The following is a 25,414-nucleotide window of genomic DNA, read 5'->3' as shown; positions in this document are numbered from 1 at the left end:
CTCAGAAGAGCTCGGCCCGTGACAGGCCGTATTCGACAAAAGGTGTCGCGGCGGCGCCGGTTGCGAGCGCGCCCGCACGCAGCTTCAACGCCAGCGACTCGTTGTCCTGCAACAGCGGCGAATCCTCCCTGAATGGCTTGCCGACCACGGCGAACACGAGCCCGTTCCACGTCTTCGAGAAATCCTCTTCGAGGAGGATCCGGTTGCCGAGCGCCGGGTCCGCGATAAAAACGCGGCCGTTCTCCGCATGTTTGACGATCACGAAATGCTCATAGCCGTCGATGTTCATCAACACCATCACGGGGATCTGCAGGTGATACAACGCGTCCGGATTGACCCGGAACCCTCTGCCGCGCAGCCCGATCGTCTCGACGAATTTCTTCATGTCGAGCATCGAAAAACCGTTCTTGACCACGATGTCCGGCGACGAGAAAACCATCATCCGGCGGATCAGTTCCGTCTCGGGAATATCGATGCCGTAACCGTATTTGAGGAGCGTCGCGAGTGCGGCCGCGCCGCAGCTGTAGTCGAACTGCTGGCTCACGATATGGCTGTAGCGGATGTCCCTCATCGAGCGAACCGTTTTGGTCAGCGGAATACCTGCGAGGGTAGACGTATCGATGCTCGCTTGTGCGTGGGCTGTCGCACACAACGTGCAACATGAGAACGCCACGGCGAGCCGTAACGCCGGGAAGCCGACAAACCCGGACATGCTGGTCTCCTTCATACCTCACACGGAGGCTGTGCACCGGCTGCCTGTTCGGCAGCCGGTGCATGCCGCGTGATGGCTTATAAGGCTTCTTGGGCCTGCTTCACGTTATTTGCTTCGTAGTGCGACATCCTAATGGCCGCTATTGAGCGCGGCGATCGCGAGGCCGTTGTGCTGCAGGTTGCCGGCGCCGCCCGCGATATTCACGCCGATGTTGCCGGATGCGCCCGCAAGCGTATTGGCGCCGAGCATCGCGGTGCCCTGGAACTGTCCGCGCACCGCCATGTTCGCGGATTGCGAGTTCTCGTCCGTGGCCACCATCGCGGTCGTCATCGCGGTGCCGGCGTTGGTCGTCGTCACCGCGCCGGCAAGGCTGTTGTTCTGCACGTTGCCGATCCCCGATGCGACGTTCACGCCGACATTACCCGTCACGTGCGACAGCGAACCGTCGCCGACCGATGCGTTCAGATTGAAGTTATTGATCTTCGCGCTGCCGCCCGAACCCTGCGAGTTGAAGATCTGTGCGTTGCCGAACACATTGCCGACGTCGACCGACGCGAGCGCGACATCGTTGCTCTGTGCGTTGTCGATGCCTTGCGCGATGTTGATGCCGAGATTGCCCGAGACGCCCGACGCGGCGTTGCTGCCCGTGCCCGCATTGAGCGTGCCCGGCGCCTGGGTATTGACGTACTGCGTCACGGAACCGCTGGTCTTTTCGTCGACCGTCGTGAGATTGTCGTTCACGTTATAGCCCCAGCTCTTCGACGCCGACGAAGACGTCGAGAACGAGGACGAACCCGAATGCGACTCCGAGCTCGACTTCGAGTCGTTGTGCGCATACGTGAGCGTCGCGCTCGCCGACCGGTTGCCCGAGCCGCCGTTCGACGCCTGCGCGGACCAGCTCTGCGACGCGTTCTTGTGCTGGCTTTCGGTGTCGCTATGGCTCGTGTTCAGATGGCCGGACGCGTTGGCGTTAAGCGAGTCCGACGAGCTCGACATATGGTTCTTGTCGTATGAACCGCTCGCGTGGGCCTGCGCTTCTTCGGAAACGCTCGTCGAATGATCTTTAGAGCCTCCCCAGTATTTGCCGTGCGAGCTGGAGCTCGTCGAAGCGGACGCGCCGCCGGAGAACTTGCCGCTGAAGTTGCCCGACTGCGAGCTCGAGTGCTTGCTGTTGTCGCTAAGCGAAATGCCGGCGTCGAACGACGACGAACTATTGCTTGCATGGCCGCTGTCGCTCGACTGGTGATATTCGCTCGACGCGCTCGCCTTTGCCTGGTTTGCGTATGCATAGTTGCTCGATGTGCTGACGGTCGTGGTGGAATTCGCGTTGTGCGAGCTCGACGACCAATGCGACGACGAATGACTGTCGCTGGTCGAGAACGAGCTGTTGGCCCATACGGTGTTGCTGCCCGTGCCGCTCACGCTATTTGTTGCATTGTTGACACGCGTGGTCAGCGCGCCGCGCAGGTAGCTTTGCGCCTGCGGATCGAGCGATGCATGGACATACACGTTCTGCGTGTTGTGGACGACGGCGCCCGCGGTGCTCGACACGGATACGCAGCCGAACAGGCGCACGAATCCTTCGATACCGATCTGTTCGCCGACCATCGTCGCATTGAAGAGGTACGGATTCTTCAGCTGTCCTGCGAACACGCTGCCGGATGCCGCGGCAAGGACCGCTGCCGCAATCAGGGTGCGCTTGAGTTTCATGATCTCGCTCCGATACTTATTGGTCAGTTAGAAAAGAGTGCCCGCCGGGGGACGGAGCACAAAACTGTTCGCCGTGGCATTACCGGCTCCGGCAGTCTGGTTGATCTGCACGATGCCATTGACGTTTCTGAAGGCCTCGTTGGAGAGAGTCGCCTCCCTCGCGTCGTGAACCCCGTTCGCTCGCGCCAGACCACCGTTTTTCGGGACCGCTGCGGACAGCACGCTGTCCGAAACGGTCTCGACTCCGATCGCAGCAGTGCCGAGTTGCACACTGTTGCGCTGGAGATTGCCCGCGCCCGCGGACTGGTTCACCAGTACGGCGCCGGATGTATTCGAAAATGCGTTGCCCGCAATCGATGCGCGCGCGCTCGCGACTTTCGCGGACGCGCTCGCGCTCTGTACGCTTGCGTTGTCGTTGGCGGCCGAGCCGCCGGTCGAGATCGTCAGCTGGTTGGCCTGCGCGTTGTCGATGCCTGCGGCTTCGTTGACGGTGATCGCGCCCGTCGCGCCGACGGCCGCACCCGTTGCGATGCGCGCCTCGCCGGTGATGCGCGCGAGCGCCTGGGCATGCGCCAGCTGTGCCGTGCATGCGAACGTCGCAGCGGCGCCGGCGACCGTGAGGGCCGCATAAGCGGCGCGGGCGATCTTTATCGTGACGCTGATGCTCGAGCGGCGCGCGTTCATTTGAGACCTCCCAATGCGCCGCCCAGCGCGCTCGACAGCGGCGCGAGCGCGCCCGTTACCGACGACGAAATCGTGCCGCCGATGCCGGCCGCCGGCTGGCCGATGCTGCCCGCGCCGAGTGCGACGTTATTGCCGGTCGCGTTGCCGGAGAGAATGCGCGTGACCGCCTGCATGCCGGTGCCGGCGAGCACGCCCGGCGAGCTCAGGCCGGTCGAGCCGCGCGCGTTGGTCAGATCGGCGTCGGACGCGAGTTGCGCCATCGCGGGATTGAAGCTGTTCGCGGGGAACGTGGTTGCGCTAGATAATATGGGTTCCTGATTGTTTGGAACCGAAACAAACGCGTTACGCGGTGCGACCTCGCGTTCGAGCACGATGTCGCCGGGGTTCGCGACCCGCTGCGCGTGTGCGGCGCAAGCAATGAAGGCGATGTATGAGCCGGCGAGCGCGGCGGCCAGGGACGGCCGTGCAAACGTAAGCCGACCGCGTGAAGTCCGCATCGATACGTTCGACGATGCCTTCACGGTTGCATTAAGCGACGCGTTCATGAATACCCCGACAGCGTGTTGTTGAAGACCGGTTGTTAATTGGTTGGTGGTTGTTAAGGGTTGTTAAGGGCCTGTCAAGTTGCTACTTCGTCCGTTGTGTTTTTGTTGCATCTTTGGGTGCATCCTCGATTGCCTCGCGTTACGTCGGCGCATTTTTTTCCGCTTACTTTCTGAGGTAATTCGCGACGTTGCTTTGCGCCGCACGTCCCGCATCGACCGGAACCGGCAATGGAGCGGGCGGTGCGATCTCGTCCCAGAGCGTGACCGACGAGCCGCGCAACAGATCCGGCGTGGCCGCGATCATCGTGAATCCGGTCGCGCCGCCGCGTTGCCGCGCAAGCACGTGGTCATCGAGCGGAACGTCGGTCATCGAAACGACATCGGCGGGCGTGTTCAATACCTGTGTCAGCGCATCGTTCTGACTAACGGCCGCTGCCTCTCGTGGCGCCGCTGCAGGCGTGATGTCCGGGACGGCGGCGCGATGGGCATCGGAAGCTGTCGACGTAGCGGATTCCTGAGCGAACGCGGCCAGGGGCAGGGCGAACAGCAGCGTGCTGATGGCGAGCGTTGCGCCGAGCGCGGCGACGCCGGCAAGCGAGCGTTCGGAAACAGCACGAATACGCCCGCCGGTCAGGCCGGCGGTGGTGTGGCGATGGCATGAAGCGCCGCGGGAAACGTGTCGCATGATGTGTCTCCTTGGTGCCGCACATTTAGCGAAACATATGCCATATCGAGCATTCCGTTGATGCAGCAGGCTTAGATGTAAAGGGCGGCGCGCGCGGATTCGGAAATCGGCTGAAAACGTTTCAGCGTTGATACGACACCGCGCAATAGTGCGATTTGGACGATTGTTTGCGCACGCAACGATTTGTTTGCGGCGAATAAAGTATGGTGAATGCGCTTAATGTTTTTTATTCAGAAAGAACTTACCGGCGGCTATTTGCGCCCGGTCAGCCTTACCTAATCAAGGGTTACTCAATTAATTTGCATATTTGTTTTTCGAAGCGCCGTACGTATAGTAAGCTCTCGACTACAGCACAAGTTTTAAAAAAGCCCATTCATGGGCCGTTCAATACAAAGCGCCGTTTTTCGGGGATCAGCTGTCCGTACGGAATGGAATGGCCGTTCGGTTTTCGTTGTATTAGCGAATCCCGATGCGAATAGACGTATCTGAGGAATGCGAGAATAGCGCCTCGGGTACGTGCGTCATCCTTAACGTTCGTTGACGAGAGGATCTGAATAATGGAATCCGCAACGCGGCAACTGATTTACGTTTCACGCGATCCCAGTGCTGACCTCAACGCGCGCTTCAATGAGCGGGGCTGGCATGTCGAAGTAGTCGGCTCGGCGCGCGACGTGCGCCGCGCGGTGCGCGCCGGCACGGCGGCCGGCGGTCTGCTCGATCTTTCCAGCTGTTTCCAGCAACACGAAATCGCCGCATTCGAATCCTGTCTGACGATGCCCAACGTCGGTTGGGTCGCGGCCACGGCACCCGGCCAACTGCAGGACGCCGCGCTGCGCCGGCTCGTTCGCGATTACTGTTTCGACTACGTTACGGTCCCTTATTCAGGTGACCGCATCGTCGATTCCGTCGGCCACGCATACGGAATGATCTCGCTTGGCGAGACCGCATCGAACGATGGGACACAAACGACGGGCACCGAAGGCGAAATGGTCGGCTCGTGCGATGCAATGCTCGCGCTGTTCCGCTCGATCCGTAAAGTCGCGATGACCGATGCGCCGGTGTTTATCTCAGGCGAATCGGGCACCGGCAAGGAACTGACCGCGGTGGCGATTCACGAGCGCTCGGCGCGTCGCAATGCGCCATTTGTTGCGATCAATTGCGGTGCGATTCCGCCGCATCTGCTGCAATCCGAACTGTTCGGTTACGAGCGCGGCGCGTTTACGGGTGCGAATCAGCGCAAGATCGGCCGCGTCGAAGCGGCCAATGGCGGCACGCTCTTTCTCGATGAAATCGGCGATCTGCCGCTCGAGAGCCAGGCGAGCCTGCTGCGCTTTTTGCAGGAGCGCAAGGTCGAGCGTCTCGGCGGCCACGGCTCGATCGAGGTCGACGTGCGCATCATCTCGGCGACGCACGTCGATATGAACAGCGCGATGATCGAAGGGCGTTTCCGTTCGGATCTGTATCACCGCTTGTGCGTGCTGCAGATCGACGAACCGCCGTTGCGCGCGCGGGGCAAGGATATCGAGCTGCTTGCGCGGCATATGCTCGAACGTTTCAGAAAAGATGCGAGCCGGCGTCTGCGCGGCTTCGCGCCCGATGCGATCGCGGCGCTGCATAACTACAGCTGGCCCGGCAACGTGCGCGAGCTGATCAACCGCGTGCGGCGCGCGATCGTGATGTCGGAAGGGCGTGCGATTACCGCGCGCGACCTCGAATTGTCCGAGTACGTCGAAATCGTGCCCGTGTCGCTCGCGCAGGCGCGCGAAGCGGCCGAACGGCAGGCGATCGAACTCGCACTGTTGCGCCACCGCGGACGTCTTGGCGATGCGGCGCAGGAACTCGGCATTTCGCGCGTCACGCTATACCGGCTTCTGTGTTCGCATGGCATGCGACATATGGAAAGCGAACAGATGACACCGCACGCGGACATGCCTCCGTCGGTTCAGCACCTTTGATCTGAGTCGACACTCAACCCGAACATCGCCTTGATGGGCAGTCGAATGTCGCATGTGCGGCACGGCGATATCGGCGCTTGTCTAGTCGATGCTCAGGTTCGAAGGCAGCGCGCGGCATGCCCCGATGCGCGTCGACGCGGCGGCCGTTCGCGACCGGTGTTTGCGCGAAGCTGCAGTGCGCGTTCAGCACCTCTGCCAAGCTTGCTAGAATCCGGGTTTCCCGTTGTCACGCGACGTCGCCGGCGCTGCTTTCCCGACAGCGGCGCCACGCCAAGGAACCCCGAATGAAACAGTATCTCGACCTCGTCCGCACGATTCTCGACACCGGCAGCTGGCAGGAGAATCGCACCGGCATCCGCACGATCAGCATGCCGGGGGCGATGTTGCGCTTCGATCTGCAGCAGGGATTCCCGGCTGTGACGACCAAAAAGCTCGCATTCAAATCGGCGATCGGCGAGATGATCGGCTTTCTGCGCGCGTCGCGCAGCGCGGCGCAGTTTCGCGCGCTCGGCTGCAAGGTGTGGGACGCCAATGCGAACGAAAACCCGCAGTGGCTCGCGAATCCGTACCGCGAAGGCGCCGACGACCTCGGCGGCGTGTATGGCGTGCAGTGGCGTCAATGGCCTGCGTACAAGGTGCTCGACACGACCGCGAGCGCGCAGCTCGAAGACGCGGCCGCGCGCGGTTTCCAGCCGGTGGCCGAATTCGAAGAGGGCGGCAGCCGCAAGGTGCTGCTGTACAAGGCGATCGATCAGTTGCGTCAGTGCCTCGACACGATCATGCGCAACCCGTCGGACCGCCGGATTCTGTTTCATGCATGGAATCCGGCCGTGCTCGACGAGATCGCGCTGCCCGCGTGCCACCTGCTGTATCAGTTCCTGCCCAACGTAGCGCGCCGCGAGATTTCGCTATGCCTCTACATTCGCAGCAACGATGTCGGCCTCGGCACGCCGTTCAATCTGACCGAAGGCGCGGCGCTGCTGCACCTCGTCGGCCGCTTGACCGGCTATACGCCGCGCTGGTTCACGTATTTCATCGGCGATGCGCATATCTACGAGAACCAGCTCGATATGCTGCAACAGCAACTGGCGCGCGAGCCGTATCCGAGCCCGCGTCTCGAGATCGCGGAACGCGTGCCCGAGTATGCAAAAACGGGCGTGTACGAGCCGCAGTGGCTCGACAGGGTCGAACCGTCGGATTTCGCGCTGGTGGGATATCAGCACCATGAGCCGCTGACGGCACCGATGGCAATCTGAGGCTCGTATCCGGGGCTCGCGACACGCATTCGATGCGCAGCGGACGGCGCGGGTTGCCGCTGGTTCGCTGTCTCTGAAGCGCAGCTAGACGAGGGCCCGCCGCAAGCAGATTGCGGCGGGCCTTGTTCATTGCCGGTCAGCTGTCGCTGGCCGTTACCCGTGGCGGTGGTCGTCGCGTCCACCGCCGGTCGCGCGCTGTTCCTGATGGGGTTGAGGCCGCGGCTGTTGCACCGGTTGCGGCCGCGGTTGTTGCACGGGTTGTGGCTGCGGGTGAAACGCGGGCCTTGGCTGCTGCACTTGCTGCGGTCGCGGCTGTGGCATCGGCTGCGGGCGCGGCTGCTGTACCTGCGGCGGGTGGAACTCAGGCCGCGGCTGCTGCATTGGCTGCGGATGAAACTCGGGACGTGCCTGTTGCATCGGCTGTTGCGCCTGCGGCGCACGACCCCCCGGCTGCTGCACGCGTGGCTGCCCTTGAGCGGGCGGCCGCGGCGTGTTCGCCTGCGGATTGAATTCGGGCCGCAGCTGTCCTCCATGCGTCTGCTGCGCTTGCGGCTGTGCCTGCATCTGCGGCGGCCGGCCCGCGCCTTGCGCAAACGGCTGGTCTGGCCGGCCGCCACGCTGTTGTCCGATCGGCGTATGCGGCTGTGTCCACGACGGTTCCCGGCGCTGGGCTTGCGGCACATTGCCCAGTTGCTGCGGACCCGCATGAGTGCCCGGATTCGGCATGCCGCCGGCAGATTGAGGCGGCCGCGGCACACCGTTGCCCGGTCGCGCTTGCACATTCGCTTGCTGCGGCGCGCCGGCGCCCGCCTGCGCGGGCATCGGCGCACGAGCTTGCCCCGGTGCACCGCCCGCGAACGGCTGCGGATGCGGCACGCCGTTGGGCTGGCCGCCCGGCGGCCGCCCGTTCGGCTCTCCGCGTGTCCCAGGAGGCGCGAAACCCGCTTGCGGCGGCACACCGGGCCGTGGCGCGCCGCCCGCTTGCCGCCCCTGGACCGAACCGGGCCCGCGCACCGCGACGAGCCGCACGTTGGGCTGCGGGCCGCCCGCCGCGCCGATCCTGCTACCGCGAAAGCTCGCGGGCACCGACGTATGCACGACCGGATTGCCGGCGCCCGCCACGCGCCCGCCGCCATGCGCGAACTGCTGGGCGAGATGATCGCGGTACGCAGGCGGCACGTCCGGCCGGCGCGTCGCCACCACGGGACGGCCGGCCGCCGCTGCGGGAGGCCGGAACGCGGCATTGCGCATGCCGGGCCCGAAGCTTTGCCGGACCGGCGCGATGCCCGGCGCGCCCGCGTTGAAGCGCGCGTTGTGCCATTGCCGCGGATCGACCTTCTGCGCGAAGCGATTGACGGGCTGCCCGTGCACGAACGCAGTCGCAGGCACGCAGGTGATCGCATGCGGCACACGGTAGTTGATGTACGTGTTGTGGATGTTCGTGATGCGGTTGTGCACGTAGATCGGCCGGTTTACACGGTCGTAGTAGCGCGGGCTCCAGCCGTGCCCCCAGTGCGGATGCCACGGCTCGCCGGGGCCGAGCGCAAACCATGCGAGCCCGGCGGTCGCGACGCCGCCGACCGCAAGGCTGACCCCCCAGTCGACCCCGCCGCCGCCGCCGTCGCCGACGAACGCGACGAGCGCCGGCGCATAGACGGGCGGCTCGCTGACGATTTCGCCGGGCACCCAGGCCCACGAGTTGCCGATATACGCCCAGCGTCCGTAGTGGTACGGCGCGAAACCCCATGGCGCATCGTCGACCCAGGTCCAGCCCCACGGCGCCTGCCACACCCAATGGCCGTCCTGATACGGCGCCCAGCCTGCCGGCATCTGGTTCGGCGTCCACACCGCGCCATACTGCGGGTTCTGGCTCCACGTGCCGTTCGCGTCGAGATCCTGATAGCCGGGCACGTCGCGCGACACGTAGCGCGCGGACACGGAGTTGTCTTCCGCGGCGTCGCGGCTCGCGGCCCACTGGTCGAGCGCGTCGGGCGCCGGTGCGCCGTTGCTGGCGATTTGCTGCAGATTCGTGCCGGAAAAGCGGATCTGCTGGCCCGCGGCGATCGGCAACTGCCCGCTGTCGCCATAGACGGTCGCATTGCCGCCGCGCACGGTGACGGTGGTCTCGCTGCCGTCGGGCGCGACGTCGACGCGATAGTCGCCTGGCCCGTCGATGCCGAGCGCGAGATTCGGCGTATCGATTTCATATGACGTGCCGGCCGGCAGTTCGCGCACGCGCGTCGACAGCGTGCCTTGCGCGACCTTCAGCTGCGTGCTGTCGTCGTCGAGGTTGAGGATGTCGACATTGGTCGATTCGCCGACGCGCACCGCAGTCGAGCCGATATGCAGCTCCGAGCGCGCGCCTTTGTCGTTCCACAACTGGTCGCCGGTGGTCAGCGGCCGGTTGACCTGCGCGTACGACCAGTCGGTCGCGCCGGCCGGTTCGGTCGTCACGGTGCCGGCCATGTAGTTCAGGCGCGCGACGCGGCCCGGCGGGTCGGCGTCCTGCGCGCCGGCCGGCTGCGCGGCCGGCCCGGCGGCGTTCGGGGGCGGCGCGGCCTCCTGCGCATAGACGCGCGGCGCGCCCGACGTGACGAACAGCGCGGCGGCAACGGCTGCGATCGCGGTCGCGACGACAGGCGAAGCGGCGCGGGCAGTTCGGGCAGAGCGGGAATTCGAAGAACCGGATGTGTGCGTTTTCATTAGTGTGACTCCGTCGGGTGCCACGCGAGAGACGGCACCGTGTGAAATCACTGTACCCGCGGCGCGTATTTCAAGACGCGCTCATTTGTAAGCTATCCGGCCCGCGCTGTAACAAGACGTGTCGTGCGGTGCGCAGCCGTTTCGCAGCGGGCCGGCGGTGCGAAGATCCCGCGCTGGGCTTCGCATTATGCGCCGCGCAGGAAGTCGTCGAAATGACGGCGACCGGCGGGCGTCACGCGCAGCACGCGCGGCCGTTCGGTGCGCTCGACGAAGCCGTGCGACGACCACGCGTCGAGTAGCGCCGCGCCGAGTGCGCCGCCCACGTGCGGACGGCGCTCGCTCCAGTCCGGGCAGGTGCAGGCGAAGCGGCGGCGCAGCGCGCGCTGGCCGGCGACGTCGATGCCCCAGCCGGCGAGCTGTTCTGCGCCCGCGGGCGTGGCGTCGAGCCGGTCGCCTTCGCATGAGAGCAGGCCGTCGCCGACGAGCCGCTCATAGACGCGCACCGCCAGTTCGCCGGCCATATGGTCGTAGCACGTGCGCGCATAGCGCATGTCGACGGGTACAGTGCGCGCGGGGCGTGGCGTCGGCCGCTGCGGGGCGGCTGCCTGAGCGAGATTCATGAGCGCTTCGATCGCGGCCGCGATATCGGGCGTCGCGATCCGGTAATAGCGATGCCGTCCGCGCACTTCGAGCGCGAGCAGTCCGCCGTCGGTAAGGCGGGCGAGGTGCGCGCTGGCCGCCGACGGCGAGAGGCCCGCGATCAGCGTCAATTCGCCGGCGGGCCGGGCGCTGCCGTCCATCAGCGCCCACAGCATCGCGGCGCGGCCGGGATCGGCGAGCAGCGCGCCGATACGGCTCAAGCCCGGGAATTGGCCGGTTGCTTCGGTAAGCGGATTGGTCATCGGAGGTCCTCGGGTTTTCTGCAATCGAAGTTGCCGTGCGGCCGGCGCGGGGGAGGGGCGCACCCGTCATGACTCCACTGTAGCCCTCGCTCGCATCCGACGTTTCAGGATCGCGCGAAATGTCGGATGCGCAGGTATGGAATCGGCGAACCGGGGAACCGAGATATCCGGCCGGGGCGCTCGCGCGAGGCGCGTTGGTCTCGCGTCCGCCCGTTGCGTCTCGCGCAACCTCGCCAGGCTAGAATCGGAAACGCGTTTTATCCGGGAAACACAATCCGATGAAAGTCATTCTTGCCGCTTGCGCGGTCATCGCCGTGCTGTCGTGCGCCGCTTGCGCGCAAGGCGGCGCGAGCACGCCGGTCGGCTCGTCCGGCAGCAGCATCGAGATGTACGGCACGATCGACGAAGGCGTCACGGTGCGCAAGTAAGGCGCGTCGCGGATGGCGGCCCGATTTTTTGCGGCGCTCGTATAATCGGCTCCTTTCAATTCGCAGATCGACCGGAGTCAAGATGAGCACCCCTTCCGCCGCACCGCTGGATCGTTCGGAGACGACCTTCCGCTTTCTCGCCGAGCCGACATCGGTCAACTTCGGCGGCAAGGTGCATGGCGGCGCGTTGATGAAATGGATCGACGAAACCGCGTACGCGTGCGCCGCGGTCTGGTCGGGGCGTTATTGCGTGACGGTCAGCGTCGGCAACATCCGTTTTCGCCGGCCGATTCACGTCGGTAATCTGGTCGAGCTGCGCGCCCGCGTCGTCGCGACCGGTCGCACGAGCATGCATATCCATGTGTCGGTGTTCGCCGGCGACCCGAAGGGCGGCGAGCTGATGCAGACGACCGACTGTCTCGTCGTGATGGTGGCCGTCAACGAGAACGGCAATCCGCTGCCGGTGCCGGCCTTCGTACCGGTCACCGATGAACATCAGCGCCTTGCGAAGTACGCGATGGACGTGAAGGCGGCGCTCGACGCGATCGTCGAGCTGAAGCCGGAGGAAGTGGCGCAGGGGAAAGTTTGAGATTCGGTTCGAGATTCGTGCGAGGCGTTGGCGCGACGCCTCGCATCTGAAGCAGCGAGCCTGAACCGGCCGGCTCGCTCAGCCCTTCACATGGCCGACCATCTCGTGCGGCCGCACCCATTCGTCGAACTGCTGCTCGGTCAGATGACCGAGCGATAGTGCGGCCGCCTTCAGCGTCGTTCCTTCCTTGTGCGCTTTCTTCGCGATCTGCGCGGCCTTGTCGTAGCCGATGTGCGGATTGAGCGCCGTCACGAGCATCAGCGATTCATTGAGCAGCGTATCGATGCGTGCGCGATTCGGCTCGATGCCGACCGCGCAGTTGTCGTTGAAGCTCAGCGCGCCGTCCGCAAGCAGGCGGACCGATTGCAGCACGTTGTGCGCGATCATCGGCCGGAATACGTTGAGTTCGAAGTTGCCGCTCGCGCCGCCCACGTTCACCGCGACGTCGTTGCCGAACACCTGGCAGCACAGCATCGTCATCGCTTCGGACTGCGTCGGGTTGACCTTGCCCGGCATGATCGAGCTGCCCGGCTCGTTTTCCGGAATCGACAGTTCGCCGAGACCGCAGCGCGGGCCGCTTGCGAGCCAGCGGATATCGTTCGCGATCTTCATCAGGCTCGCGGCGACGGTCTTCAATGCGCCGTGCGCGAACACGAGCGCGTCGGCCGCGGCCATCACCTCGAACTTGTTCGGCGCCGACACGAACGGCAAGCCGGTCAGCTTGCCGATCGCCGCCGCGACCTGGTCGGCGAATTGCGGATGCGCGTTCAGGCCCGTGCCGACCGCGGTGCCGCCCTGCGCGAGCTGATACAGGTGAGGCAGCGTCGATTCGACATGGCGCATGCCCTGATCGAGTTGCGCGACATAGCCCGAGAATTCCTGGCCGAGTGTGAGCGGCGTCGCATCCTGCAGGTGCGTGCGGCCGATCTTCACCACGTCGGCGAATGCCTTTGCCTTGCCGTCGAGCGTATCGCGCAGCGTCTTCAGCGCGGGCAGCAGATGCTTGACGATGCCCACCGCGGCGGCGATATGCATCGCGGTCGGAAACACGTCGTTCGACGACTGGCCGCGGTTCACGTCGTCATTCGGATGCACGAGGCGCGCTTCGCCGCGCTGGCCGCCGAGCAGCTCGCTCGCGCGGTTCGCGATCACCTCGTTGAGGTTCATGTTGGTCTGCGTGCCCGAGCCGGTCTGCCAGACCGCCAGCGGAAATTCGCCGGCGTGCTTGCCTTCGATGATTTCGTCGGCTGCGTGAACGATCGCTTTCGCCTTGTTCGCATCGAGCACGCCGAGACCGAGGTTGACTTCCGCCGCCGCGCGCTTGATCACCGCGAGCGCATGAATCAGTTCCGGCGACTGTTTCTCGCTCGAAATCCTGAAGTTCTGCAATGAGCGCTGCGTCTGCGCGCCCCAGAGACGGCCGTTCGGCACCGCAATCTCGCCGAACGTATCGCGTTCCATCCGTACATCTTCGGTCATGATTTCACTCCGCTTGAGGTTGACGACGGCGCGTGGCCGGCGCACGCGGTCAAAGCTGGTCGTCGACTGGTAAAAACAGGAATAAACCTGTCAGCACATTCCGGTAGAAACCGGCGTTCGGGTCCACGTCGTAGGTGACCGTGTGGCCGTCTTCCTCGTCGGTCCAGACGAGGTGGTACGGGTTCTCCGGTCCACGGAAAAAGAACCGCGACGGATCGGCGAGCGTGACGTGGTAGCTCGACTCCGGTCCGGTCACGCGGTCGAACAGCGTCGCGACCTGCTCCGCGAGCGGCGCGCTGTGGATCACGAGTCCGAGCTCGGTGTTCAGATGCGCGGAGCGTGGATCGAGATTCATCGAGCCGATCACGAGCGTCTTGCGATCGAACACGAGCGTCTTCGCATGCAGGCTCGCGCGCGATTGCGAGCCGAACATGCCGGGGCGCGTGCCCTGTTCCTGCACGGGCTTGAACTCGTAGAGCTCGACGCCGGCCTTGAGCAGCGGCTCGCGGTAAGGGCTATAGCCCGCCTGCACGGCGACCGCATCGGTGGCGGCGAGCGAGTTGGTCAGCACCTTCACCTTGACGCCGCGCGCGGTGAGGCCGGCGAGCGCTTTTACGCCCGCGTCGTGCGGCACGAAATACGGCGACGTGATCAGCACTTCCTGCTGCGCATCGTTGACGAGTTCGGCGATACGCGCGATCACAGGGCTCTGGTAATCCGCCTGCGGCAAGCGGACTTTGGCCGGCGAATCGGCGTTGAACTCCGCCGGCGCCCAGGTGAGGCCGAGTTCGTCTTTCTGGATTTGCGACGCGAGCGGCGTGGCGTTCAGCGGCTTGGCGCTGTATGGGTCCGCGTTCTTGTGCCAATGTTCGCGCAATGCATCGCGCGTCTCGTCGAGCTGCTTCGGATCGAACGTCTGTTTGTTCAGCGCGCGCAGCGGGTATGCGCTGCTGTCGTTCCAGTATTCGTCGAAGCTCGCGGAAACTTTCGCGGTGATCGGACCGGCCGCGAGCACGTCGATATCGCGGAACTGCAGCGTCGGGCTCGCGCTGAAATACTCGTCGCCGAGATTACGGCCACCGACGATCGCGAGCTGGTTGTCGGCGATCATCGCCTTGTTGTGCATGCGTCGCGTGAAACTGCCGATCTGCGTGAAGAAGTTTTCGGTGCGCTGGTAGAGGCTGCCTTGTGCGCTGCCGAACGGGTTGAATACGCGAATCTCGATGTTCGGATGCGAGTTCAGCGACGCCATGATGTCGTCGAGATCCTTGAAGTTCAGGTCGTCGACGAGCATGCGCACGCGCACGCCGTGGTCCGCCGCGTAGAGCGCCGCGGCGAGCAGCAGCTTGCCGGTGGTGTCTTCGTTGGCGATGTAGTACTGCATGTCGAGCGTTTTCGTCGCGGCGCGCGCCAGCGCGATGCGCATCTGCAGCGCTTCGGTGCCGCTCGACAGCACCCGGAAACCGGACTGGCCCGGATGCGCCGCTTCCGGCGCGGCAAGCGCGGCACCGAGCGGCGTGGCCGTCGATTGCGGCAGCGCGTGCGTGACCGGCGGGTCGAACGACGACGCGGGCGGACGCGTCGCGCACCCGCTCAATGCAGCTGCGGCAACGGCCGATGCGGCGATGAATGTGGTGCGTGCCAGCGTCAGCGAGGTCGAGCGCGAGCGGCGCAACGTCGAAAGTGTACGAATTACCGGAACGAGCATGGACAGGATCGGCCATGCGCTGCATGGCGCAATGTTGCGACTTTGACGATCGTACGACGGCACGCTGACCCTCCGACTTTTTGACTTCGCGCTAACGCCTCGCGGCCAGGCGTCACGTTGGGAAGGCCATTCTAAGTGGATTCGGCAAAGCGGGTCGGGAAGATCGCAAGCATGGTGCGGGCCAACGTCGCGGTGGTCGGGCGAGCGAATCCGCAGGCGGCCATGCGCTGACGCGCGAGCCGATGCCGCGGTCGACCGGGCATCGCGACGGACCTTCGTGCCGGACTCTCCCGATGGACTTTCCCGCCTGCCGCATGGCGTCGCGCATGCAGCATCGCGCCGCCGCTATCTGCAGCGGCGCGCGGCGAGATCAGCGAGGTTCGCTGTCGAGCGTGGCTGCGCGCTCCGTTTGCATCGTCGTATGCGATCGATGCGGGTCGCGCGCCGGCCGGCCCGCCCAGAAGCCGGCGAGTAATGAACCCGACAGGTTGTGCCACACCGAAAAGAGCGCGCCGGGCAGCGCAGCGATCGGTGCGAAATAAAGCTTGCCGAGCGTTGCTGCAAGGCCCGAGTTCTGCATGCCCACTTCGATGGCCAGCGTGCGGCAGACGGCTTCGTCGAAGCCGAGCAGACGCCCGCCCCAGTAACCGCCGAGCAGACCGATGCCGTTGTGCAGCACGACGCCGAGCGCAACCGTAAGACCCACCGGCGCGATGCTCGCCTGCGTGCCGCCGACCACGGCCGCGATGATCAGCAGGATCGACACCATCGAGACGAGCGGCAGCACGGGCTCGATGCGGCGTACGAGCCTGCCGCACAGATGGTTGATGGCGAGGCCGGCCACGATCGGCAGCGCGACGATCTGCACGATGCTCAGCAGCATGCCGCGCACGTCGACGGCAATCGACGCGGCGACGTACAGGCGCGTGAGCAGCGGCGTCGCGAACACGCCGACGAGCGTGGACAACGCGCTGATCGTGACCGACAGCGCGACGTCGCCGCGCGCGAGATAGATCATCACGTTCGATGCGGTGCCGCTCGCGACGCTGCCGACGAGGACCATGCCGGCGGTCAGATCGGGCGGCATGCGCAGCATCTTCGCGATGGCCCATGCGGCGAGCGGCATCACGAGATAGTGGAGCACGATGCCAGCGACGACCGGTGCGGGACGTGTGAAGACGCGCTGAAAATCGGCGATCGACAGCGTGACGCCCATCGACAGCATGATCAGCGTGAGCAGCGCCGTCACGTGCGGCGCGATGCCGGCCACGGACGCAGGCGCGAAGTAAGCGGCCAGCGAAACGAGCACGGCCCACAGCGGAAAGAGACGGGTAACGCGGGAAAGCATCGAGGCGGTCCTGTTGTTGTTGGTGTGTGCGGCGCATTCTACCGGCGACACGCGGCGACACGCGGCGACACGCGGCGACACGCGGCGGCGCGCCGCGGCGCCCGGCAGCCCTGACGCACTGTGGCACGCCTCACTGGTTGCGCGCGCAACCAGATCGACGCAATGCCGCGCCATCGTATCGCGCCGGCACGCCGCGACCCCGGTCGTTACCGTTACGCCTGCACGGCCGCGATATGACGCGCGCTTATCCGGCGAAAGCGCAATGTCATCAGGATCGCGACGCTCGCGAGGCCCGCGGCAAGTCCCCACCAGAGTCCGCGCGCGCCCAGCCCGAAGTGGAACGCGAGCACGTACCCGGTCGGAAAGCCGATCCCCCAGTAGCCGAAGGTCGCGGCGATCATCGGCACGCGCGTGTCCTTGAGTCCGCGCAGGCAGCCGGACCCCACCGTCTGCATGCCGTCGACAATCTGGAAGATCGCCGCGACGCCGAGCAGCGAACTGGCAAGCGCGACCGTGTGCGCGTTCGACGGGTCGTCGAGGTGCAGATAGAGGCCGACGATCCAGTGCGGCGCGCTCACCATCACGAGTCCCGACAGCGACATGAAGCCGACGCCGAGGCCGAGCGCGACGAAGCCCGCATGGCGCGCGGCGAGCGGTACGCCCGCGCCCGACCAGTAGCCGACGCGCACATTCGCGGCCTGGCCGATCGCGAGCGGCACCATGAAGGCCACCGACGCGACGTTCAGCGCGATCTGATGCGCGGCAAGCTGCGCTTCCCCGAACAGGCCGACCATCAGGCCGGTCGCGAGAAACAGCAGCGATTCGACGCCGTACGTGATCGCAACGGGCCAGCCGATGCCGAACAGTTCGCCCATCAGCGGCACGTTGGGCCGTGCCGCGGTCACGAAGTGCCGGTAGCGCGGCCGCAGATGGAGCAGCGCCATCAGCATCAGCGCGGACAGCCAGACGGTGATTGTCGTCGCGACGGCCGAACCGAGAAAGCCCAGACGCGGCAGTCGATACGCGCCGTGAATGAGGCCGTAGTTGAGAAAGCCGTTGAACACGACGCTGCCGACCGAGACCCACAGCAAACGCTTCGCCGCGCCGATCGCCGGCAGGAACGAGCGCATCAGACCGACGCCGATCAGACTCGCGGGCGCGCCCCAGCGCAGCACCGCGCAGTATTCGCCGATGTGCCCGGCGAGCACCGCCGGTTCGCCGAACGTCTTCAGGATCGGTGCCGCGAACGACAGCAGCACGAAGGCGGGAACGGCGAGCAGGATCGAGAGCACGAAGCCGGTCCAGTAGATGTCCGGCACGCGCTCGTCGGCCTGTGCGCCGCGCGCGTGCGAGACGCTGACGCTGACCGACGTCAGCACCCCTTGCAGCAGCGTGACGACGACGAAGAACAGGTTCGCGCCGAGGCCGCCGGCGGCGAGCGCGTCGGGGCCGAGCGAGCCGAGCAGCACCGTGTCGGTGACGCTCATCGCCATCTGCGACAACTGCGCGATGGCGAGCGGCGCGGCGAGGCGCGCGGTGTCGGCGGCGTGACGCGTCAGCGACGGCGGCCCGGCAAGCGGGCGGGACAGACCGGATTGGGACATGACGGCAGCGTGGCGCGGCGCCGCATGCACGGCGCGCGCGGCATGTAATGTTTTTGTCAAAGCGAACAGCTTATTGCGTCGCGCGGCGGCTGTCGATCAGCACGCACGTTTATGGTGCGGATTTTTTGCGAAGCCGTGTGCCCGGGACGGCGCGGCCTCGATCGCGAACGTCGCGAACCGCCCGGTGCGCAATCGTCGCGCGCAAGCGATCGCGGCGCTCACGCTTCGTGGACCGCGATGCGCGTATCGCCGAGCAGCACGACCTGGCCCGCGCGGATCTTGCACGTTTTGCGCAGTTCGACCTGGTCGTCCACCTTCACCGCACCCGATGCGACGAGCACCTTGGCGGATCCGCCGCTGTCCGCGAGACCCGTGAGCTTCAGCAGATTGTGCAGTTCGACGTAATCGCCGGTCAGCGTGAAATCGAGGTTGGGCATGGCAGTTGCGGAAAAGGACCACGCATCTCGTGGCGGGACGACGCGCGATGAAGCGGAAAGGATTCGCATCATAAGCGAAAGCGTGCGGGGCGTCGCCCTGCGGCGTGAGCGGCGCGCGGATTTGTTCCGGGACTCGAAGACTTCGCCTGCGACCGGATGTTATGCAGTTGTCAGAAAATGAAACCGTTAGTAAAAGCGGCGGTTGATCAAGAACTTCACTCAGAAAAATGCTGTCGGTAGAAGAGCCTGCTGCATTTTGCATCGGGTCGAACAAGTGCCGGGTATGCGCCGAGGCGCTGCGCCCGGCCGACAACTTTCAGAGAGGATCGCCATGACCGAGCTTCGTTCGCTGCTGATCGGCAGCGCCATTGCCGCGCTGGCCACGACCGGTGCCGTCGCGCAGACCTCGAACCAGGGTAGCCCGCGCGTTACCGAGGTGAGTCAGCCGAACCGGGTTTATCAGGTGCCTGCGACGCCGCAAGGGCCGGCCCCCCAAGCGGCCCAGATCGCGCAGCAAAGCGCGCCGGCCACGATGCCGTCGGGCACGCCGCCGAATGCGCCCGCCACGGCGCCCGCCGCGCAGGGCGTGCAAATGCCCGCGCCGGCGCCGGCCGGCGTACCGCCGCGGCAGACGCTGACCGCCCCGACGTCGCCCGATCCGCTCGTGCAGAAGCGCGACGCCGACGCGCGCGCCAATGCCGAGTATCACGACGCGAAGAAGGCGTCGAAGGCGCAGTACAAGGAACAGCTGAAGAACGCGAAGATCAATCGCGCGGCGGACCGGCAGGCCGCCGCCAACCAGCTGAAGATCGATTCGCAATCGGGCAACGGCACGCAGGTGCCTGACGACGAGACCAAACACTGACTGAACGCGCGCTAGCCGCGCTTACCGATCACCTTGACTGAAGGAGGGATAGCAGATGACTCGATCGACCAACCGGTTGCTTGCCGCATTGATCGTGGGCAGCGTGTCGACGTTCGCCTTTGCGCAAACGTCGCACGATCCGGCCGCCGAGCCGGTGACGCACGCCGATAATAAGGCCGCGAAGGAACAGGCGAAGGCCAACAGGAAGGCTGCGGTGGCCCAGGCGAAGGCAGACAGGGAAAAGGCCGACGCGCAGTCGGATGCCGATAAGGCCGCGGCGGATGCGCGCGTGAAGGACGCGAAGAAGCAGGAGTGACAGGCGGCGGCGTGCGTGCCGAAAAAAGGGCGCTTGTCGCCGTACATTGTATGGATATACAGTATGCGTCGCCCTGACTTCGTTTCCGTTCGCACGCCGTGCCTTCCCCCGCCGCTTCCACGTCCGAATCCGTCTTTGCCGCCTCCAGCGTCGATATGCCCGGCGCTTGTGCGTCGTGTGCCGGCGCATCGGGCGCCGACGCCTGGCTCGCCAGACTCAATGACGAACAGCGCGCCGCCGTCGAATACGGCGCCGACGACGCCACGCGCGCGCCCGGCGCGCTGCTCGTTATCGCGGGCGCGGGCTCCGGCAAGACCAGCACGCTTGCGCACCGCGTCGCGTATCTGGTCGTCAAGGGCGCGGACCCGCGCCGCATTCTGCTGTTGACGTTTTCGCGCCGCGCCGCCCTCGAGATGACGCACCGCGTCACGCGCATCGCCGGCGACGCGCTCGGCGCGCGCGCGGCGCTCGCCCAGGGTTTGACGTGGTCGGGCACATTCCACAGCGTCGGCGCGCGTTTGCTGCGCGAATACGCGGATCTGATCGGCCTCGCGCCGACCTTCACGATCAACGATCGCGAAGACTCGGCCGACCTGATGAACCTCGTGCGCCACGAACTGGGCTTTTCGGGAAAGGAGCGCCGGTTCCCGTCGAAGTCGACCTGCTTTGCGATCTATTCGCGCGTCGTCAATACGGGTGCATCGCTCGGCGACGTGCTGAACAGCACTTTTCCGTGGTGCCGCGAATGGGAAGCCGATTTGCGCGTGCTGTTTGCCGCGTACGTCGACGCGAAACAGAAGCAAGGCGTGCTCGACTACGACGATCTGCTGCTCTACTGGTCGCATATGGCGGCCGAGCCGTCGATCGCGGCCGATCTGTCGAGCCGCTTCGACCATGTGCTCGTCGACGAATATCAGGACACCAACCGGTTGCAGGCGTCGATCCTGCTCGCGCTGAAGCCCGATGGCCGCGGGCTGACCGTCGTCGGTGACGACGCGCAGTCGATCTATTCGTTTCGCGGCGCGACCGTGCGCAACATCCTCGATTTCCCGGCGCACTTCGACCCGCCGGCAAAGCAGGTCACGCTCGAGCGCAACTACCGTTCAACGCAGCCCATTCTCACGGCGTCCAATGCGGTCATCGGCCTCGCGTCGGAGCGCTTTACGAAGAACTTGTGGACCGACAAGGCATCGGCGCAGCGGCCGCGCCTCGTGACGGTCGCCGACGATGCCGCGCAGGCGCGTTATGTCGTCGAACAGGTGCTGGCCGCGCGCGAAGCCGGCGTCAGGCTGAAGTCGCAGGCGGTGCTGTTTCGCGCCGCGCACCATAGCGCCGCGCTCGAGGTCGAGCTGACCCGGCGCAACATTCCGTTCGTCAAGTTCGGCGGACTCAAGTTTCTCGACTCGATACACGTGAAGGACGTGCTCGCGGTGCTGCGCTGGGCGGAGAATCCGCGCGACCGGGTGGCGGGTTTTCGCGTCGTTCAGTTGCTGCCGGGCGTGGGGCCGGCAACGGCGGCGCGGGTGCTGGACGTGGCGGTTGGGGCCCCGCCGGCCGGCGTCTCGGCGGCTGGCAACTCTGCGGTGGGCAACTCGGCCCCTGTAGCGGCGCGCACCGCCACGGCTCAAACACTCGCCAGCTTCGTGCCGCCGCCGCGCGCGCAGGAAGACTGGCCATCGTTCGTCGCACTGATGTCGACGCTGAACGAACGCAAGTCGGTGTGGCCCGCCGAATTCGAGTTGATCCGCCGCTGGTACGAGCCGCACCTCGAGCGCAATCACGAAGACGCGATCGTGCGTCACGCGGACCTGCTGCAAATGGAAAGCATCGCCGGCACCTATGCGTCGCGCGAACGGTTTCTGACCGAACTGACGCTCGATCCGCCCGATGCGACGAGCGGCGAGTCCGGCGTGCCGCTGCTCGACGAGGACTACCTGATCCTGTCGACCATTCACTCCGCCAAAGGCCAGGAATGGCGCAATGTATTCGTGCTCAACGGCGTCGACGGCTGCATTCCGTCGGACCTCGCCACCGGCAGCGACGAAGAGATCGACGAGGAGCGGCGTCTGCTGTATGTCGCAATGACGCGCGCGAAGGAAGATCTGCATATCGTCGTGCCGCAGCGCTTCTACGTGCACAACCAGACCCATCTGGGCGACCGGCACGTATGGGCATCGCGTACGCGGTTTATTCCGGTGGACCTGCTGCCGCTGTTCGACGCCTACGCGTGGCCGCCCGTGGCGGTGCCCGCTGCGCCGACCGCGGCAGGGCTGGCGGCTGCCGCGCAAGCCAAAGTGGAAATTGCCGCGAAGCTCAGGAAGATGTGGGAATGAGCGGGTCTCGAGCAGGCGCCCCGGTGTGATCGCGCAAGTGGCTGCGGGCGAGGACCGGAGCGTGCTCCACTTTAGCGCGGCTGCCGCTGCTGCTGTTGCTGTTGCGGCGACTGAGGCCGCGGTGCCGGCATAAAGAAGTTGCGCAGCCACGCGGCGAGCCGCGTGAACACGTCGTATGGCTCTTCGACGAAAATCTCCGGCTTCAGCAGCCGCAGGTATTCCATGATCTGCTGCGCTTCCTGCTTCTGAAACGAGCCGTGCGTAATGCCGAGGCGCAACAGGCCGCGCAGCTCGCCGAGCTTTTCGCGCGCGGTGCTGCCAAAGCTCGTCTCGCAGGCGACCTTTGCTTCGTACACGCGCTGGCGCAGCGATTCCGCGAGCCGCCACGCGGGCGTCTGCATCGATTCTTCAACGGTCTGAATGTCCTGGGCCGCCGACTTGATCTGCGCGGCGAGCGGATCGACGAGATTGGGGCTGCATTGCGCCTCGTTGACGATCGCCGTCGCCCATTCGCGGCATTGCTTCGCGAGCTCTTCGGGCGTCCATTCGGAGCGGGAGGCGAACGCAAAGCCGAAGTCCGTCGCCTGTCGCATCAGAATCGCGACAACGTCAGGGAATTCTTTGTCCAGCGTACGTTTGGCCCATGCGTATTGGCCGCCTTGCAGCATTCGCTGCACGGCGTGCTCGGTCAGCGGCACCATGCTGTCGAGCAGCTTCGCACGCAAAAAATCCTCGAACGACGGCGTCGCGAACTGCGCGTCGAGTTTCAGCGAGACGCGTACGAACGCGTCGAAATCCTTGCGCAACGAGGCGACAGTCTCGTCCTTCAATGAAAGGGTGATTTGCCCCATGTCATATCCCGTTTGGTGATCCGGCGCGGCATCGCATGCGCGAGAGCGGCTTCTGGCCACGGTGTGAAACCGTAAAACTGCGCGATTGAACGATGCGCGACACGGTCGAGGCCGGGCTGCCGGGCGCTTGCGGAAGCATGCCAGGCTGGTGGACCTCGACTGTTTATCGGCGGCTGGAATTGAAACTTGAGGAAATCGGCTTGCGCCTGAATCGGCTTGCGCCTATTTGGGCAGCAGCGCTTGCCATACGAAGAACACCGCGAGACCAGCCGCGATGGTCAGCAGCGGACGCTTCGTCAGCGCGCTGACCGCGACCGCGGCGAGCGCACCGACCAGTTGCGGGTTGCGCCACGTGAGTTCCGCGCCGCCGCCGTGCGGCGAAACCGCCATCGGCACGATGATCGCCGTCAGCACGGTGACCGGCACGAAGCCGAGCGCGGTGCGCACGAGCGGCGCGAACACGAGCCGGTCGCCGAGCACGAAGACGGTGGCACGAATCAGCCAGGTGATCAGCGCCATGCCAATGATCATCAGCACATAATTCATCGCGACGCCTCCACGGTGGTGCGCCGCGTTTCGCGCGACCTCGACAGCAGAACGCCGACCGCGACGCCGGCGAACACCGCGGCGAGCAGGCCGAGCTTGTACGGCCAGGCCTGCCAGAAGAAGGCGAGCGCGCCCGCGGTGACGGCCGCCGCGAGGTAGCGCAACGCGACGAGTTGCGGCACGACGATCGCGATAAACGTCGCGACCATCGCGAAGTCGAGCCCGAGCGACTGAAGGCCCGGAAACGCAGCGCCGAACAGCAGCCCGGCGAGCGTCCAGATCTGCCAGTTCAGATACATCGACAGGCCCGAGCCGAGGAAATAGTAAGGGCCGACCGAGCCGGGCGGATGCAGCCGGTAGTGCGCCCATGCCACCGCGAATACTTCGTCGGTGAGCAGGCCGCCGAGCGCCCAGCGCCAGCGCGCCGGCAGATGCGCGACATGCGGCGCGAGCGTCGCGCTATACAGCACGTGACGCAGATTGACGACGAAGGTTGTGGCCCAGATCACGGCAAGACTCGCGTGACCGGCGACGAGGCCGAGCGCGATGAATTGCGCGGAGCCGGCGAACACGATCAGCGACATCAGCTGCCCGTGCCACAAATGCAGCGGGCCCGCGGCGACGAGCGTGCCGAAGATCACGCCGAACGGCGCGGCGCCGATCAGCATCGGGATCGTGTCGCGCGCGCCGGCGGTGAATGCGGTGAGGCGGTGGGTGGCTGTCAAGCTGAATTCCTCCGAAGCGTGAGGCTAACGCGGAGGAGAGCGCCTGGCTTGTACGTTCTTGCGGTGTGGGATGCTCAGGTGCGTGTTCAGGCGCGTGTTCGGGTGCGTGCTCAGGTGCGTGTCAGGTCGGTTCAGGCGCCTTGCCAGCGGCCCGGCGGCACGCCGAACATCCGGCGGAAGTGTCGCGTGAAGTGGCTCTGATCGGTGAACCCGCTCGCGGCCGCGACCTCGGTGACAGGCACACCGGCGCGCAGCGGCGCAAGCGAGCGCTGCAGACGAACCTGGTTGCGCCACGCGTGCGGCGCGAGACCCGTCGCGCGCGTGAAGAGGCGCGCCGCATGAAACGGCGACAACGCAACGGCGTCGGCCAGTTCCGCGAGCGTCACGGGTTCTGCGAGTGCGCTGCCGAGCAGTTCCTGCATCGTGCTCACGCGCTTGTCGCCGGCGGCCGCTTGCGGCGCATCGGGCCGCGTGCGGCCGTAGCGGACCAGCAGCGTCGACAGCGCATCGAGCATCGCGGCGTGGGCCGCGAGCGCATCGCCGTTCGCCTCGAGCAGCCGATGCGCGTGCGACAGACGCTGCGCGAGGTCGAGGTCGCGGATCACCTCGGCGTCGAACCACGGCAGCGGTTGCGCGCGCCCCGCGATGTCTTCCGCAAGCTGCTGAAGATAGTCGACCGGCGCATACAGCACGCGGTAACGCCAGCCTTCGTCCATCGCGCGCGAACCGGTGTGCAGCTCGCCCGGGTTGATGACCGGCACGCTGCCCGCCTCGGCGACGTAGCGCGCGCCGCGGTACTGGTACGTTTCCGCGCCCGCTTCGATCACGGGAATCGTGTAGGCGTCGTGCCAGTGCGGCGTGAACGTGTGATCGTGATATTCGGCCGTGAGCAGATCCGCGCCGGGCATGAGCGGCGTGCGCCAGTAGCGGGCGGAATCGCGGAAACGGGTGGTGGTCATCGTGTCGAAGCGGCTGGAATCCGGCTGAAATCCGGCTAGACTCGCCAGTCTACCGCGCCGCTCGGGCGGACAGA

At 65.7% G+C, this 25,414-nt stretch carries 23 protein-coding genes; 7 read left to right on the top strand and 16 right to left on the bottom strand.

Features of this window, described 5'->3' with window-relative positions:
* Window position 1: 1 nt before the first annotated feature.
* From BTO02_RS15495 to BTO02_RS15475, 5 genes are all read right to left on the bottom strand, one after another.
* A complete protein-coding gene (locus tag BTO02_RS15495; protein WP_075158905.1) occupies window positions 2-712 on the bottom strand; it encodes a C39 family peptidase in 711 nt (236 codons plus the stop codon).
* Between the two features lie 129 nt (window positions 713-841).
* Complete coding sequence (locus BTO02_RS15490) at window positions 842-2,422, bottom strand: hypothetical protein (protein ID WP_075157780.1); 1,581 nt, start codon at window positions 2,420-2,422, stop codon at window positions 842-844.
* Window positions 2,423-2,449: 27 nt separating this feature from the next.
* Window positions 2,450-3,106 carry a hypothetical protein gene (locus BTO02_RS15485; RefSeq protein WP_232243371.1) on the bottom strand — a complete coding sequence of 219 codons (657 nt, stop codon included), beginning with the start codon at window positions 3,104-3,106 and terminating at the stop codon, window positions 2,450-2,452.
* On the bottom strand, window positions 3,103-3,651 hold the full coding sequence (locus BTO02_RS15480; RefSeq protein WP_075157779.1) for a hypothetical protein: 549 nt from the start codon (window positions 3,649-3,651) through the stop codon (window positions 3,103-3,105). Before BTO02_RS15480 ends, BTO02_RS15485 begins: the two co-directional genes overlap by 4 nt.
* Before the next feature lie 163 nt (window positions 3,652-3,814).
* Window positions 3,815-4,336: a hypothetical protein gene (locus BTO02_RS15475; protein ID WP_232243370.1), complete on the bottom strand. Its 522-nt coding sequence runs from the start codon at window positions 4,334-4,336 to the stop codon at window positions 3,815-3,817.
* A gap of 557 nt (window positions 4,337-4,893) precedes the next feature.
* Between BTO02_RS15475 and BTO02_RS15470 the strand changes: the two genes are divergently transcribed.
* Window positions 4,894-6,291, top strand: coding sequence for a sigma-54 dependent transcriptional regulator (locus tag BTO02_RS15470; protein ID WP_075157778.1), 1,398 nt, complete (start codon window positions 4,894-4,896; stop codon window positions 6,289-6,291).
* Window positions 6,292-6,575: 284 nt separating this feature from the next.
* Window positions 6,576-7,547, top strand: a complete 972-nt coding sequence (locus BTO02_RS15465) for a thymidylate synthase (protein ID WP_075157777.1) — start codon at window positions 6,576-6,578, stop codon at window positions 7,545-7,547.
* Between the two features lie 153 nt (window positions 7,548-7,700).
* On the opposite strand, the gene BTO02_RS15460 is transcribed toward BTO02_RS15465, so the two are convergent.
* Together BTO02_RS15460 and BTO02_RS15455 are read right to left on the bottom strand one after the other, a co-directional pair.
* The gene (locus BTO02_RS15460) at window positions 7,701-10,250 is read right to left on the bottom strand and encodes a DUF6600 domain-containing protein (protein WP_075157776.1); all 2,550 of its coding nucleotides are present in this window, start codon (window positions 10,248-10,250) and stop codon (window positions 7,701-7,703) included.
* Window positions 10,251-10,435: 185 nt separating this feature from the next.
* On the bottom strand, window positions 10,436-11,152 hold the full coding sequence (locus BTO02_RS15455; protein WP_075157775.1) for an ArsR/SmtB family transcription factor: 717 nt from the start codon (window positions 11,150-11,152) through the stop codon (window positions 10,436-10,438).
* Window positions 11,153-11,430: 278 nt separating this feature from the next.
* Here BTO02_RS15455 and BTO02_RS34805 point away from each other — a divergent pair, with 278 nt between their 5' ends.
* Together BTO02_RS34805 and BTO02_RS15450 are read left to right on the top strand one after the other, a co-directional pair.
* A complete protein-coding gene (locus BTO02_RS34805) occupies window positions 11,431-11,580 on the top strand; it encodes a hypothetical protein (protein ID WP_198039150.1) in 150 nt (49 codons plus the stop codon).
* Between the two features lie 82 nt (window positions 11,581-11,662).
* Window positions 11,663-12,169 carry an acyl-CoA thioesterase gene (locus BTO02_RS15450; protein WP_075157774.1) on the top strand — a complete coding sequence of 169 codons (507 nt, stop codon included), beginning with the start codon at window positions 11,663-11,665 and terminating at the stop codon, window positions 12,167-12,169.
* A 78-nt stretch (window positions 12,170-12,247) separates the two neighbouring features.
* On the opposite strand, the gene fumC is transcribed toward BTO02_RS15450, so the two are convergent.
* The 5 genes from fumC to BTO02_RS15425 form a co-directional block, all read right to left on the bottom strand.
* The gene (gene fumC, locus BTO02_RS15445) at window positions 12,248-13,648 is read right to left on the bottom strand and encodes a class II fumarate hydratase (RefSeq protein WP_075158902.1); all 1,401 of its coding nucleotides are present in this window, start codon (window positions 13,646-13,648) and stop codon (window positions 12,248-12,250) included.
* A gap of 49 nt (window positions 13,649-13,697) precedes the next feature.
* Entirely contained in the window at window positions 13,698-15,356 is a 1,659-nt protein-coding gene (locus BTO02_RS15440; RefSeq protein WP_075157773.1) for a phospholipase D family protein, read from the bottom strand.
* A gap of 370 nt (window positions 15,357-15,726) precedes the next feature.
* A complete protein-coding gene (gene panS / locus BTO02_RS15435; RefSeq protein WP_075158901.1) occupies window positions 15,727-16,704 on the bottom strand; it encodes a ketopantoate/pantoate/pantothenate transporter PanS in 978 nt (325 codons plus the stop codon).
* 212 nt (window positions 16,705-16,916) lie between these two features.
* Window positions 16,917-18,308 carry an MATE family efflux transporter gene (locus tag BTO02_RS15430; RefSeq protein ID WP_075158900.1) on the bottom strand — a complete coding sequence of 464 codons (1,392 nt, stop codon included), beginning with the start codon at window positions 18,306-18,308 and terminating at the stop codon, window positions 16,917-16,919.
* Window positions 18,309-18,526: 218 nt separating this feature from the next.
* Window positions 18,527-18,745, bottom strand: coding sequence for an RNA-binding S4 domain-containing protein (locus BTO02_RS15425; protein WP_075157772.1), 219 nt, complete (start codon window positions 18,743-18,745; stop codon window positions 18,527-18,529).
* A gap of 331 nt (window positions 18,746-19,076) precedes the next feature.
* Between BTO02_RS15425 and BTO02_RS15420 the strand changes: the two genes are divergently transcribed.
* The 3 genes from BTO02_RS15420 (at window position 19,077) to BTO02_RS15410 (ending at window position 22,259) form a co-directional block, all read left to right on the top strand.
* Window positions 19,077-19,610, top strand: coding sequence for a hypothetical protein (locus BTO02_RS15420; RefSeq protein WP_075157771.1), 534 nt, complete (start codon window positions 19,077-19,079; stop codon window positions 19,608-19,610).
* A gap of 55 nt (window positions 19,611-19,665) precedes the next feature.
* Window positions 19,666-19,926 carry a hypothetical protein gene (locus BTO02_RS15415; RefSeq protein WP_075157770.1) on the top strand — a complete coding sequence of 87 codons (261 nt, stop codon included), beginning with the start codon at window positions 19,666-19,668 and terminating at the stop codon, window positions 19,924-19,926.
* A 155-nt stretch (window positions 19,927-20,081) separates the two neighbouring features.
* A complete protein-coding gene (locus BTO02_RS15410; protein WP_075157769.1) occupies window positions 20,082-22,259 on the top strand; it encodes an ATP-dependent helicase in 2,178 nt (725 codons plus the stop codon).
* 71 nt (window positions 22,260-22,330) lie between these two features.
* On the opposite strand, the gene BTO02_RS15405 is transcribed toward BTO02_RS15410, so the two are convergent.
* The 4 genes from BTO02_RS15405 to BTO02_RS15390 form a co-directional block, all read right to left on the bottom strand.
* The gene (locus tag BTO02_RS15405; protein ID WP_075157768.1) at window positions 22,331-23,110 is read right to left on the bottom strand and encodes a DUF4088 family protein; all 780 of its coding nucleotides are present in this window, start codon (window positions 23,108-23,110) and stop codon (window positions 22,331-22,333) included.
* 222 nt (window positions 23,111-23,332) lie between these two features.
* Complete coding sequence (locus BTO02_RS15400; RefSeq protein ID WP_075157767.1) at window positions 23,333-23,656, bottom strand: AzlD domain-containing protein; 324 nt, start codon at window positions 23,654-23,656, stop codon at window positions 23,333-23,335.
* The gene (locus tag BTO02_RS15395; protein WP_083615248.1) at window positions 23,653-24,324 is read right to left on the bottom strand and encodes an AzlC family ABC transporter permease; all 672 of its coding nucleotides are present in this window, start codon (window positions 24,322-24,324) and stop codon (window positions 23,653-23,655) included. The genes BTO02_RS15400 and BTO02_RS15395 overlap by 4 nt, the downstream gene beginning before the upstream one ends.
* 188 nt (window positions 24,325-24,512) lie before the next feature.
* A complete protein-coding gene (locus BTO02_RS15390; RefSeq protein ID WP_075157765.1) occupies window positions 24,513-25,340 on the bottom strand; it encodes an AraC family transcriptional regulator in 828 nt (275 codons plus the stop codon).
* Window positions 25,341-25,414 lie beyond the last annotated feature (74 nt).

The sequence above is a fragment of the Paraburkholderia sp. SOS3 genome, assembly GCF_001922345.1.
In the GTDB taxonomy this organism is placed as follows: Bacteria; Pseudomonadota; Gammaproteobacteria; order Burkholderiales; family Burkholderiaceae; genus Paraburkholderia.
Note: the sequence above shows the minus strand (reverse complement) of the source record. Positions and strands in the feature narration are given on the sequence as shown.

Bases quoted from the DNA above. Each gene is read 5' to 3' on its own strand.
- BTO02_RS15485 (WP_232243371.1), bottom strand. From the start codon at position 3,106: ATGAACGCGCGCCGCTCGAGCATCAGCGTCACGATAAAGATCGCCCGC.
- BTO02_RS15405 (WP_075157768.1), bottom strand. From the start codon at position 23,110: ATGGGGCAAATCACCCTTTCATTGAAGGACGAGACTGTCGCCTCGTTG.
- BTO02_RS15420 (WP_075157771.1), top strand. From the start codon at position 19,077: ATGACCGAGCTTCGTTCGCTGCTGATCGGCAGCGCCATTGCCGCGCTG.
- BTO02_RS15440 (WP_075157773.1), bottom strand. From the start codon at position 15,356: ATGCTCGTTCCGGTAATTCGTACACTTTCGACGTTGCGCCGCTCGCGC.
- BTO02_RS15475 (WP_232243370.1), bottom strand. From the start codon at position 4,336: ATGCGACACGTTTCCCGCGGCGCTTCATGCCATCGCCACACCACCGCC.
- BTO02_RS15425 (WP_075157772.1), bottom strand. From the start codon at position 18,745: ATGCCCAACCTCGATTTCACGCTGACCGGCGATTACGTCGAACTGCAC.
- BTO02_RS15430 (WP_075158900.1), bottom strand. From the start codon at position 18,308: ATGTCCCAATCCGGTCTGTCCCGCCCGCTTGCCGGGCCGCCGTCGCTG.
- BTO02_RS15415 (WP_075157770.1), top strand. From the start codon at position 19,666: ATGACTCGATCGACCAACCGGTTGCTTGCCGCATTGATCGTGGGCAGC.
- BTO02_RS34805 (WP_198039150.1), top strand. From the start codon at position 11,431: ATGAAAGTCATTCTTGCCGCTTGCGCGGTCATCGCCGTGCTGTCGTGC.
- fumC (WP_075158902.1), bottom strand. From the start codon at position 13,648: ATGACCGAAGATGTACGGATGGAACGCGATACGTTCGGCGAGATTGCG.
- BTO02_RS15465 (WP_075157777.1), top strand. From the start codon at position 6,576: ATGAAACAGTATCTCGACCTCGTCCGCACGATTCTCGACACCGGCAGC.
- BTO02_RS15450 (WP_075157774.1), top strand. From the start codon at position 11,663: ATGAGCACCCCTTCCGCCGCACCGCTGGATCGTTCGGAGACGACCTTC.
- panS (WP_075158901.1), bottom strand. From the start codon at position 16,704: ATGCTTTCCCGCGTTACCCGTCTCTTTCCGCTGTGGGCCGTGCTCGTT.
- BTO02_RS15390 (WP_075157765.1), bottom strand. From the start codon at position 25,340: ATGACCACCACCCGTTTCCGCGATTCCGCCCGCTACTGGCGCACGCCG.
- BTO02_RS15400 (WP_075157767.1), bottom strand. From the start codon at position 23,656: ATGAATTATGTGCTGATGATCATTGGCATGGCGCTGATCACCTGGCTG.
- BTO02_RS15460 (WP_075157776.1), bottom strand. From the start codon at position 10,250: ATGAAAACGCACACATCCGGTTCTTCGAATTCCCGCTCTGCCCGAACT.
- BTO02_RS15480 (WP_075157779.1), bottom strand. From the start codon at position 3,651: ATGAACGCGTCGCTTAATGCAACCGTGAAGGCATCGTCGAACGTATCG.
- BTO02_RS15495 (WP_075158905.1), bottom strand. From the start codon at position 712: ATGTCCGGGTTTGTCGGCTTCCCGGCGTTACGGCTCGCCGTGGCGTTC.
- BTO02_RS15395 (WP_083615248.1), bottom strand. From the start codon at position 24,324: ATGCTGATCGGCGCCGCGCCGTTCGGCGTGATCTTCGGCACGCTCGTC.
- BTO02_RS15410 (WP_075157769.1), top strand. From the start codon at position 20,082: ATGCCCGGCGCTTGTGCGTCGTGTGCCGGCGCATCGGGCGCCGACGCC.
- BTO02_RS15490 (WP_075157780.1), bottom strand. From the start codon at position 2,422: ATGAAACTCAAGCGCACCCTGATTGCGGCAGCGGTCCTTGCCGCGGCA.
- BTO02_RS15455 (WP_075157775.1), bottom strand. From the start codon at position 11,152: ATGACCAATCCGCTTACCGAAGCAACCGGCCAATTCCCGGGCTTGAGC.
- BTO02_RS15470 (WP_075157778.1), top strand. From the start codon at position 4,894: ATGGAATCCGCAACGCGGCAACTGATTTACGTTTCACGCGATCCCAGT.